11 protein-coding genes are annotated in these 11,404 nt (G+C 43.0%); 7 read left to right on the top strand and 4 right to left on the bottom strand.

Annotated elements, in window-relative coordinates; translation table 11 throughout:
• Positions 1–400 (top strand): carbohydrate ABC transporter permease (locus VK097_RS13485; protein WP_324212318.1); only part of this gene is annotated, 400 nt, incomplete at its 5' end.
• Positions 400–1,221, top strand: coding sequence for a carbohydrate ABC transporter permease (locus VK097_RS13480; protein WP_324212317.1), 822 nt, complete (start codon positions 400–402; stop codon positions 1,219–1,221). The genes VK097_RS13485 and VK097_RS13480, both read left to right, overlap by 1 nt.
• A gap of 225 nt (positions 1,222–1,446) precedes the next feature.
• Here VK097_RS13480 and VK097_RS13475 read toward each other — a convergent pair whose 3' ends face one another.
• Genes VK097_RS13475 through VK097_RS13460 form a run of 4 tightly spaced genes read right to left on the bottom strand, consistent with a single transcriptional unit; the run spans position 1,447 to position 6,134 of the window.
• Positions 1,447–2,469 (bottom strand): aldose epimerase family protein, encoded by a 1,023-nt coding sequence (locus VK097_RS13475; RefSeq protein ID WP_324212316.1) that lies wholly within the window; start codon positions 2,467–2,469, stop codon positions 1,447–1,449.
• Positions 2,470–2,479: 10 nt separating this feature from the next.
• On the bottom strand, positions 2,480–3,958 hold the full coding sequence (gene galT, locus VK097_RS13470; RefSeq protein WP_324212315.1) for a UDP-glucose--hexose-1-phosphate uridylyltransferase: 1,479 nt from the start codon (positions 3,956–3,958) through the stop codon (positions 2,480–2,482).
• 7 nt (positions 3,959–3,965) lie between these two features.
• Complete coding sequence (gene galE / locus VK097_RS13465) at positions 3,966–4,958, bottom strand: UDP-glucose 4-epimerase GalE (protein WP_324212314.1); 993 nt, start codon at positions 4,956–4,958, stop codon at positions 3,966–3,968.
• Positions 4,959–6,134 (bottom strand): galactokinase, encoded by a 1,176-nt coding sequence (locus VK097_RS13460; RefSeq protein ID WP_324212313.1) that lies wholly within the window; start codon positions 6,132–6,134, stop codon positions 4,959–4,961.
• Positions 6,135–6,370: 236 nt separating this feature from the next.
• Here VK097_RS13460 and glcP point away from each other — a divergent pair, with 236 nt between their 5' ends.
• The 5 genes from glcP to VK097_RS13435 all read left to right on the top strand — a co-directional run.
• On the top strand, positions 6,371–7,753 hold the full coding sequence (gene glcP / locus VK097_RS13455; protein WP_324212312.1) for a glucose transporter GlcP: 1,383 nt from the start codon (positions 6,371–6,373) through the stop codon (positions 7,751–7,753).
• Between the two features lie 18 nt (positions 7,754–7,771).
• Positions 7,772–8,761, top strand: a complete 990-nt coding sequence (locus VK097_RS13450; protein WP_324212311.1) for a LacI family DNA-binding transcriptional regulator — start codon at positions 7,772–7,774, stop codon at positions 8,759–8,761.
• 18 nt (positions 8,762–8,779) lie between these two features.
• A complete protein-coding gene (locus VK097_RS13445) occupies positions 8,780–9,628 on the top strand; it encodes a protein phosphatase 2C domain-containing protein (protein ID WP_324212310.1) in 849 nt (282 codons plus the stop codon).
• Positions 9,629–10,047: 419 nt separating this feature from the next.
• Complete coding sequence (locus VK097_RS13440) at positions 10,048–10,356, top strand: PTS sugar transporter subunit IIB (protein WP_324212309.1); 309 nt, start codon at positions 10,048–10,050, stop codon at positions 10,354–10,356.
• 28 nt (positions 10,357–10,384) lie between these two features.
• A partial coding sequence (locus VK097_RS13435) for a PTS sugar transporter subunit IIC (protein WP_324212308.1) occupies positions 10,385–11,404 on the top strand: 1,020 nt, incomplete at its 3' end.

Genomic DNA, 11,404 nt, shown 5'->3' with positions numbered 1-11,404 from the left:
CGTTGTCATTGCAGCAGCTTGGCAGATGACAGGATTTTCATTGGCGATGTATTTGGCTGGCTTGCGCGGGGTTCCTGATGAATTGCGTGAAGCGGCACGCATGGATGGAGCAAGTGAGTTTCAAGTATATCGGAAGGTTGTTATTCCGATGCTGATGCCAATAACGGTCAGTGTCATTATTATCATGGCGCATATGTCATTGAAAATATTTGACTTAATCTATGCCATGACCGGGTCGGGGGCGAACTTTGTTACCGACGTTCCAGCTGTATATATGTATGAAACGACCTTCAAAGGCAATAACTATGCAAATGGTGCTGCTATAGCCATTATCATGCTTCTGGTGGTAGCGGTATTCATCGTTCCGTATTTATGGAACAGCAGAAAGGGTGATCATTAATGGCACCATTTTCACTTGGAAAAACAATTAAGTACATCCTTCTAATATTCTTTGCTCTTTTATTCTTAATGCCGGTCTATGTCATCATCGTAACGAGTTTAAAACCCTTGGATGAAGTATCGCTTGAGCACATGTGGGCTTTGCCGACATCGATTGATTTCAGCTCCTATGTTCAGGCGGTTAAAGAGCTGGCACCAAACTTTATGAACAGTGTTTATTTGGTTATACCCGCCACACTGCTGTCTGCATTATTAGGTGCGATGAATGGGTATGTATTATCGAAGTGGAAATTTAAAGGGTCGGAAACCTTATTTACGATTATTTTATTTGGTATGTTTATTCCTTATCAGAGCATTCTAATCCCTATGATTCAATTTATACGCAGCATTGGGCTCTACGATACGATTGCGGGACTGGTTCTGGTGCATGTTGTGTACGGACTGCCGATAACAACCCTGATGTTCCGCAACTTTTATGCCAACATTCCTGATCAGATGATTGAAGCGGCCAAAATTGATGGTGCAAGTTTCCTCGGTGTTTTCAGACATATTATGATTCCGCTGTCGATAACCGGGTTTGTCGTTGTGGCAATCTGGCAGTTCACAAACATTTGGAATGAGTTCCTATTTGCCGTTACGGTGACAACAAATGAAACGCAGCCAGTTATGGTGGCACTGCAGAACCTTTCCGGAAGCCAGATTGTGCAATGGAATGTGCAAATGGCTGGGGCGGTGGTTGCAGCACTGCCGACGCTACTCATCTATATTCTACTGGGTAAGTATTTTGTCCGTGGACTTTTGGCTGGGTCTGTTAAAGGTTAGGAAATTGGAGGAGTTATGATGAAACAGTAAACATAAAAGAATGATTTGCGGCCGGGACACACCAAATATGTGCCAAGAAGCCCTGAACATGTTCCGGAGCACGCAAATATGAGCGCGGAACCCCATTTAAAAAAGGAAAAATCCAAACTGATTCGAATCCAACTAAGAATTCTGAATCATCGTTTGGATTTTTCTTTAATCAATACGTTTGCCGCGGCCCTTTGACTATTTAAAAGAATATTTAATGTAACTGCGATATGTTTCTCCTGTTGGCAATATGACATTTGGAAAGCCATCATGATGAAGAGCTGCCGGATGGGGCTGGGCTTCAAAGCATACGCCTGCGTATTTTTGGGATAATCCTTCGTTCAATTTTAGTCCTTCATCCAGTCCGTTTGCAGTGTAGAGCACCATTCCCGGCTCGCTGGTGTGAATCTTCATGGTGCGTCCGGTGTTCTTTTCCGATACAGTCACTGCCTTTTCGCTTCCGAACATAAAGTAATGATCATAGCCATTACCTGCAATTATCTGTTGTGCTGTTTCCGGTTTGAGGCCATCGCCAAGTAAACGCCCATTACGAAAGTCAAAAGATGTGTCAACCGGTTCAATCAGTTGACCGGTTGGAATGAGTTCCTCGTCGAGTTCTGCAAAATAACGGCTGTCAAATTGAACATGGTGATTGTGGACCGTACCTTTCATATCGCCGCTCAAATTAAAATAGGTATGATTCGTCAGTGCGACAGGTGTATCATGGTCGGATGTCGCCTGGTAGTTCAGGGTAAGCTCATTGGCGTTGTTCAGTGTATACGTAATAGATACGTCAAGATTGCCCGGATAGCCATTTTCCAAATGTCTGCCCGTATGCGTAAGAATTAGACTTACTTCATTGTTTGACTGGGAAGTTTCCGCGCTCCATATGACCTGATGAAATCCATTTGGACCTCCGTGCAGGTGATTGTTGCCTTCGTTTTCTTCCAGTGTGTATGTTTTATCATCTAATTTGAAAGCAGCGTTCTGAATTCTTCCTGCAACGGGACCAATTTGGGCACCTAAATAATTGGTATTCTCTTCATAATCTGCATAGTTATTAAAGCCTAAGACCACATTTTCTGTTTTGCCATGCTGGTCCGGAACCATCATCTTTGTAATAATCCCGCCAAAGTTCAAAATGCTGGCGGACATGCCATAATCATTGGTGAGTGTGAATTCTGTCCATTTGTTTTGGATACTTTTGGTTGTGATATTCATCATTGTTCACCTACTTATTCAGAGTTCTGATAAATCGGTCAAATCCTGATTTTTCTTTGAATACACCGCAGTCTTCAAGAACCTTTGAGAATTTTAGCCCCAGCTCTTGCTTCATAATAAGCTTTGCATCACTTGGAGTGGAAATTGTACCGTGTTTCTCCTTAATGGATTGTGCCCATTCTTGATGATAGCCTTCTACATCACTGGGTTTATTCAACAGGAATTCGTTGATTTCAGCAAGTTCATCTTTTAATCTCGGCGGCAAAACGGCCAGACCCATCACTTCAATCAGCCCGATATTTTCCTTTTTAATATGATGAACATCTGCATGTGGGTGGAAGATTCCCATTGGATGTTCCTCAGATGTGCGATTATTCCGTAAAACAAGGTCAAGCTCGTAAACGCCATCACGCATCCGGGCTATTGGTGTGATGGTGTTATGTGGTGTATTACCGGAAAAAGCCTTGATATCTGCTGTTTCATCTGAATAATTTTTCCATACTTGTAAAATATGATCGGCTGCCTCGGTTAAGTGTTCTTTATCGGCACCATTTAGCCGGATTACCGACAATGGCCAGTTTAATACATGAGCAGTGACGTTATCATGATTGTTCAGTTTAAATGAAAATGCTTCTTCCGCATCGGTCATGGCGAATCGGTACCGGCCGCCCTGATAGTGGTCATGCGATAAAATGGATCCCCCGACAATCGGCAAGTCTGCATTGGAACCGATGAAATAATGGGGGAACTTATCGATGAATGTCAGCAGCCGCTCAAAGGCTTGTTTATCAATTTTCATATCGCGATGTTCCTCAGCAAGCAATATACTGTGTTCGTTATAATAAACGTATGGGGAATATTGCAAGTACCAATTTTCTTCCATTAGTGGAACATTGATAACACGGTGATTCGCTCGTGCTGGATAACCGGTTCTGCCGGTATATCCCTCATTTTCAACACAAAGAACGCATTTCGGATAATGAATCGGCTGCTTGTTGGCTCGCTCGCGTTTTAATTGTTCCGGGTCCTTTTCCGGTTTCGATAAATTAATCGTGATGTCCAGGTCACCATATTCGGTCTTTGCCTTAAAATGGATGTTTTTTTCAATCCGTTTCATCTGGATGTAATTACTGTTCTTGCTTAATTGGTAGAAATAATCGGTCGCTTCTTTAGGAGATTTCCTGTATTTTTCTTGAAAAACAGCGTTGATAACGGACGGACGTGCTACAAAGCAATTCATGATATTAGCTGCAAGTATTTCTTTATCATCAAAAACATCATCTATGATGTGCTGCTTGGTGGCGTAATCCACCAATTTATCAAGCAAATCGGGACTCTCGCCGTCAACTGCAGCCTCTGCGGATTCCGGAAAGGATTCCAGCTGCAAAAGGTGCATAATCTGATTGCGTACATAAATATGGTCCGTTTTTTCGATCAGACCGGTTTCGATTGCCTTTTGAATCAATCCATTAATCACTTGGTAAATCATGATATATCTATCCCTCCTGATAGCCGTTTGGACGGGCGGAATGCCAAGACCAGGCATCTTCCATAATTTGTGTGATGGATGTACGTAACGGATTCCAGCCAAGAATCTGTTTTGCTTTATCGGAACTTGCAATGAGCGTGCTGGGATCACCTTGCCGGCGTTTTCCGATTTTTGCAGGAATTTCCTGGCCGGTAACCTGTCGTGCGGCATCAATCATTTCCTTTACCGAGAATCCTTCACTGCTGCCAAGATTGAAAATATCGCTTTTTCCGCCATTCTTTAAATAGTTCATTGCTAAGATATGTGCTTGGATCAAATCCTCTACATGAACATAATCACGGATACAAGTTCCATCTGCCGTGTCATAGTCATCTCCGAAAATAGTGATATGGGAACGCTGATTGAGTGCAGTCTGCAGAATAATTGGTACAAGATGTGTTTCCGGCCGGTGGTCCTCACCGATTTCGCCGGATTCCCGTGCTCCTGCTACATTAAAATACCTTAAGGAAACATACTTGATTCCATGTGCCTGTTCAGTCCACTTCATTAATTTCTCCATGGTGCGTTTCGTTTCGCCGTAAGTATTTGTCGGGTTTGTCGGCATCGATTCGTTCAGCGGAATTGACTCGGGTTCGCCATAAGTCGCAGCTGTTGATGAGAAAACGATATGTTTAACATTGTGTTCGACCATCGCTTGTAATAGAATCTGTGTGCCGTACACATTGTTATCAAAATATTGGAGCGGCTTTTCCATTGATTCACCGACAAGTGAATTCGCAGCAAAATGCATGACTGCATCAATCGATTCCTTTTCAAAAACGCTGCTCAGAAATTCAACGTTTCGAATGTCCCCCTGATAAAATGTGGCATTAGGATGTATCGCCTCTTTATGACCGGTTTCCAAGTTATCGATAACGACTGCGTTTTCACCTTTGTCAATCAGCTGGCAGACTGCGTGCGATCCGATATATCCAGCTCCGCCTAATACCAGAATACTCATTTACAGCACCTCTTTTGTTATTTCTTTTGCCCCGTCACTGATGGCAGCAGTATAGAAGGTGGCATCATAGCCTGTCACTTTTTTATAAGTTTGATTAACATTTTGTTTAAAATCGTCCAGATTATCTTTTTGTACGATAGCAATGGCACATCCGCCAAACCCGGCGCCCGTCATTCGTGCCCCGATTACACCTTCCTGTTCCCAGGCGGCTTCCACGATCGTGTCCAATTCTTTACCGGTTACTTCATAATCATGCTGGAGCGAATGATGCGATGCATTCATTAACTGACCAAATCCTTCCAGGTCGCCATTCTGTAATTTATTTAATGCTTCCAGTGTACGGATGTTTTCCGTAACAGCGTGTTTAGCCCGTTTACGATTGGTTTCATTCTTAATGAGCTGCTTGTGCTGCTCAAACTGCGCATTTGTTAGCGCACCAAGGCTCTCAATGGAAAGTTCTTTCTGCAAATCAGCAAGTGCCTGTTCACACTGCTGGCGGCGCTCATTATACTTCGAGCCTGCGAGTGTGCGCTGTTTATTCGTATTAATAATGAGAATTGCGTGATCTTCCAGTTCAATCGGTGCATAGTCATAGTCAAGCGTCTGACAGTCTAATAGAATGGCATGATTTTTTTCCCCCATACCAATGGCAAACTGATCCATGATTCCGCTGTTCACACCGATATAGTCATTTTCAACCTTTTGTCCAAGTTTAATCAGATTAATCCGATCGATGTGCAGCTGGAATAACCTCTCCAATAAGACACCCGTTACCATTTCAATCGAAGCAGAAGATGAGAGTCCGGCTCCATTTGGAATATCACCGTAATACAGGATGTCAGCACCATATGTTATCGAATGCCCTGTTTCGATGAGGTGATTTATCATTCCTTTAGGATAGTTTGCCCAATCGTGCTGTGCATTGAATCTTAAATTGGAAAGGTCGCATTCAATGACACCAGCTTCCGGAAAGTTCATCGAATAGAAGCGGAAAGTCGTATCTTTCCGTCTTTTTCCAAGAGCGTATGTACCAAATGAAATCGATGCCGGGAAAACGTGGCCTCCATTATAGTCAGTATGTTCTCCAATCAGATTAATTCGCCCAGGTGCAAAAAATGTACGCGGGTCTTCGTTACGATTAAATATTTTCTGAAACTCCTGGGTGAGGTTATTCATAGGTTTCCCCCCTGTGTATATTTATTTACAAACGCTTACAATCTCTTATGTTAGTTTACTACAGTGCCATCAAATACACAATAAAAATTCAGTTTAATTTTAGTAAAAAAATAAAATATTTAACCTGCAAGTTTGCTGTGGCGGGGATTGTTCATGTGTGGTAATAAACAATACTTTACATGAATTATATGAAAGCGTATACTAACTTTTAAATTCAAATATTTGGAGGGTAATGGATGATAGGCAGTAAAAAAATAGGTAAAAAAACGATATTTTTTCTCGGTGCTTTAGGTGGACTCCTATACGGCTATGATATGGGAGTTATATCGGGCGCTCTCTTATTTATAAAAAATGATATTCCACTGACGAGCTTTACGGAAGGACTTGTAGTCAGTTCCATGTTGATAGGAGCAATTTTTGGTTCGGGATTCAGCGGGCCTTTGTCAGATAAATTCGGCCGGCGCAGGCTTGTATTTATGATTTCCATTCTATTTATTATTGGTGCGTTAACACTAGCCTCTGCTCCGAATATGGTAACACTTGTAGTTGGCCGATTGATTATTGGACTTGCTGTTGGCGGTTCCACTGCAATTGTCCCTGTCTATTTATCGGAAATGGCACCGACAGAATCGCGGGGATCGCTAAGTTCGTTGAATCAGCTGATGATTACGATCGGTATTCTTTCTTCTTATCTGGTGAACTATGCATTTGCTGATATAGAGGGCTGGCGCTGGATGGTCGGGCTTGCTGTTGTACCATCACTCGTGTTAATGATTGGTGTTCTGTTTATGCCGGAAAGTCCAAGATGGCTGCTTGAACACCGCGGTAAGGAAGCGGCCCGTCGTGTCATGCAGCTGACACGGAAACCAAGTGAAATTGATAAAGAGATTGATGAGATGATTGAGATTAATCGGATTTCTGACAGCACATGGAATGTATTAAAATCATCCTGGCTGCGTCCAACGCTGATTATTGGGTGTACATTTGCATTGCTCCAGCAAATTATTGGCATTAATGCTATCATTTACTATGCACCGACTATTTTCAGTGAAGCTGGACTTGGAGATGTTACGTCCATTTTAGGGACTGTCGGTATTGGAACGGTTAATGTCATTTTTACGATCGTTGCGATTATGATAATCGATAAAATTGATCGGAAGAAATTGTTGGTTACCGGTAATATCGGGATGGTTGGATCGTTAGTTATAATGGCCGGCTTAATCTGGACAATCGGTCTTGGATCAACTGTCGGCGCTTGGATTATTGTGGCTTGTCTGTCATTGTTTATTATATTCTTTGCCTTCACATGGGGGCCTGTATTATGGGTTATGCTTCCCGAGCTATTTCCGATGCGTGCCCGGGGCGCCGCAACAGGCATTGCCGCTCTGGCATTATCAATCGGAAGCCTGCTCGTCGCACAGTTCTTCCCATTGCTGACCGAAGTTATGGCAATTGAACAGGTATTTTTGATATTTGCAGTGATTGGAGTTGGCGCATTGATCTTTGTCGTGAAATATCTGCCTGAAACGCGCGGGCGGAGTCTGGAAGAAATTGAAGCCGATCTGCGGAAGCGTACCTCGGCGGCGGATACAAGCAGTAATGTTAGTTTGCATAACTAATCGATCGGAGTTGAAAAAATGGCGACGATAAAAGATATAGCGGACAAAGTGAATGTTTCAATCGCAACTGTATCACGCGTGCTTAATGAAGACCCGGCACTGTCAGTAGGCACGGAAACAAAACAACGCATTTTTGACGCCGCCGAATTGCTTGATTATAAAAAACACATTCATAAAAAAACAAAGCAGCGCATGCGAATTGCAATTGTTCATTGGTATACCGAGACAGAAGAGTTGAATGATTTGTATTACTATTCAATTAGGCTGGGTGTGGAAAAGAAGCTGGAAAGTGACCAATATGAGTACATTCGTCTGTTTCAAAATGCGGAAAAGAAGCCCAGTATGAAGATAGATGGGATTATTGCAATTGGTAAATTTTCACATCGTCAAATGAAACAGCTCAAAGATTGGAGTTCCAATATTTGTTTTGTTGATAACATTCATGCACTGCCCTCATGTGATTCTGTTATCGCTGACTTTAAGCAGGCGACAACCGGTATTTTGTCGCACTTTATGGAACGGGGGCATGCAAAAATAGGAATGCTGGCCGGCGAGGAAAAGGTTCCCGGTACATCTGGAGTGCTGAAGGATCCAAGATATGAAATCTTCCGTGACTACATGAACGCAAATGAATTATTCGATAAAAGGTATTGCTTGAAGGGATCTTTTACCGTGGATTCCGGTTATGACATGATGGAAAATGCGATACTATCAGAAGATGACCTCCCCACTGCATTTTTTTGCGCAAATGATTCAATTGCTATTGGGGCATTGCGTGCTTTGCGTGACCATGGTATTTCTGTCCCGGGGAGGGTTAGCATTATCGGATTCAATGATTCCAGTGTAGCAAAGTATGTCTCGCCATCGTTAAGTACTGTCAGGGTTTATACAGAAATGATGGGAGAGACTGCCGTATCTTTAATGGAGGAACGGATTTTCCAGCAGCGTACAGTAGCCAAAAAGGTGACATTGGCGACAGAACTGGTTATCAGAGAAAGCAGCCGGTGATGGAGAAGGAGGGATTCCATGAAAATAAACACGGTGTACAAGCAAGGTAATCGGAACATAAATGAAGATGCTTATGTTGTAAATGAAGGAGCAGCAATCTTTGCGGCAATTGATGGTGCTACGGGGCTTGAAGGTGTTCCCGGACATGTTGCATCAGGTGCCGTGCAGAAAGTGCTGGATGCGGCGATAAAAGGGGAGTCACTTGAAAACAGGGTGAAAGCTGCCAACCAGCTGGTCGGTGAGGAAACTGTGAAATATCTTGGACTGGGTGGCAGTGCGACTATTGGAGACGTTCCAAAAGAAAAGAGGAGTACATGTGCGCTTGCTGCAATTTTAACCGATATGGATCACTTATTGCTTGATTATGTTCACGCCGCGGATTGCATGATTTTTTTGCAATATGAGAATGGTGACATACGAACAGTTACATATGATTTGCTCCACCATTTTGATCAAAAAGCAATAAATGAAATTGTGGCATTGAGAAAGCAGAAGGGTGACCAGGTAGAAATGGCTGAAGCAAGAGAAGACGTGCGGCCGATGTTAATTGAAAACCGCTCCTTGCTTAACACCAATGATGGATATGGTGTGATTGATGGAAGTGACGCTGCCTTAAATCATTTGGAAAGTGGCAGGATTTCTTTGAAAAAGGTTACCGGAATTCTTTTGCTGAGTGACGGATTAATGCTGCCGACCGGGTTGGAAGAAAGTGACGCATGGAAGCAATCCGCGGCAATTGCGTTCCATTCCGGTCTGGATGGACTGCTTCATGAAGTGGAAAAGAGAGAAAACCGTGACCCCGAGTGTGTGGCATATCCCCGCCTGAAAATGAATGATGATAAGACGGGTGTATTGATTGAGCTGTAGGGTTGGATTGGGTGGGTGCCTGCCACCACCCGAATTTTGTCGTTTTATGTCGAGTAACCCGATGAACAGCTGCCGGACTATTGACCAGTCTGTTGTTTATAGAAGAGAATTAAATGATGAATCTGCCGCAATTACCTGCCATTGCGGCTTTATTTATGTTTTTAGAAATAGAAGGGTTATAATTGTTGAAATGAGGTTTAAAAGTGGCCAAAAGGTCCTAGAGAAAAAGCGCATGTAGGTTGATGTTATAACTCTCATGGTGAAGAGAGATAAAGTCACTTCTTCTGCTGCAGGCCCGATTGGTACTTTTATCTGATAGTAATCCTTTCCTATATCTGGCGGAAAAATGTTGCATCTAAATGTAAGCGCTTTTATATTATAATGAAATTAAATCAGGACAAACGAGGAGGACGAAAACGATGAAACGAATTTTACTGGCATGTGCATCTGGAATGTCTACAAGTCTATTAGTCAAAAAAATGGAGGATGAAGCGGAAAGCAGGGGGATTGATGTCAAGATATGGGCTGTCGCTCAGGACAAGGCCGTTAAGGAAATGGGAAATGCTGATGTTCTGCTGATTGGTCCGCAAATGCGATTTATGAAGAAGAAATATTCAAAGACAGCTGAAGAGGCAGGTACACCGCTCGATGTTATCGATCCTGTTGCATATGGTCGTGTAGATGGAAAAGCAGTCTTCGATCATGCACTCAAGCTGATGAATGGATAATCAAAACCATTAAGGGGGGAGGGGTACAATGAATAACAATAAGTTCATGGATATGCTTGAAAACATTTTGATGCCAATTGCGGATAAATTGAATAATAACCGTCATTTAACTGCTTTGCGAGACGGTTTTATGATCGCATTGCCACTGATTATATTTGGTTCGATTTTTGTTGTGCTGGCCAATCTGCCGTTTCTCGATCTGCTGATAGGCGAAGAAGCTTTTGCAACCTATCAGAATGCGCTGGGACCTGCATCTGCCGCAACGCTTAGTATTATGGGGACTTTCGTCATTATTGGCATTGGTACGAAATTAACAGAGTCATATGGGATTGAAGGAATCTTTGGTGGTGTGGCAGCGTTTGCGTCATTTCTGATTCTTACACCTCAAACGCTGGAAGGTGTTTCGGGTGTTATCCCAACTTCAGTACTTGGCGCAGAAGGGATGTTTGTCGGGATTTTCACGGCATTCATTGCTGCAGAGCTTTATCGGTTTTTTGTCCAGAAAAATCTGACCATCAAGATGCCTTCCGGTGTACCGGATGCTGTATCACGGTCATTTAGCGCATTGATTCCGATCACATTAACTTTAAGTGTATTTTTAGTCGTCCGGATTGTTTTCAGTTATACTCCATTTGATACCGTCCAGAACTTTATTTATACCATTATACAAGAGCCGCTGACAGCTCTGGGAAGCGGGTTGCCAGCTACACTTGTTGCAGTGCTTCTGATTCAGCTGTTCTGGTTCTTTGGCCTGCATGGGCAGATTTTGATCAATTCAGTGTTTGACCCGATCTGGTACGCTTTGAACGATGAGAACCTTCAAGCGTTTCAGGCAGGCAATGAACTCCCGAATGTTGTAACCAAGCAGTTTATTGATACGTTCCTTGTTGGTATGGGTGGTTCAGGAATGACACTTGCGGTTGTCATCGGGATATTCCTGATTGGACGAAGCCGGCAGTTGAAAGAACTCGGCAAGTTGGGTGGTCCACCGGGTATCTTTAACGTGAACGAACCGATTATTTTCGGGCTGCCCATCATCATGAATCCG

Source organism: Lentibacillus sp. (assembly GCF_035301675.1).
Lineage (GTDB): Bacteria > Bacillota > Bacilli > Bacillales > Amphibacillaceae > Lentibacillus.
Note: the sequence above shows the minus strand (reverse complement) of the source record. Positions and strands in the feature narration are given on the sequence as shown.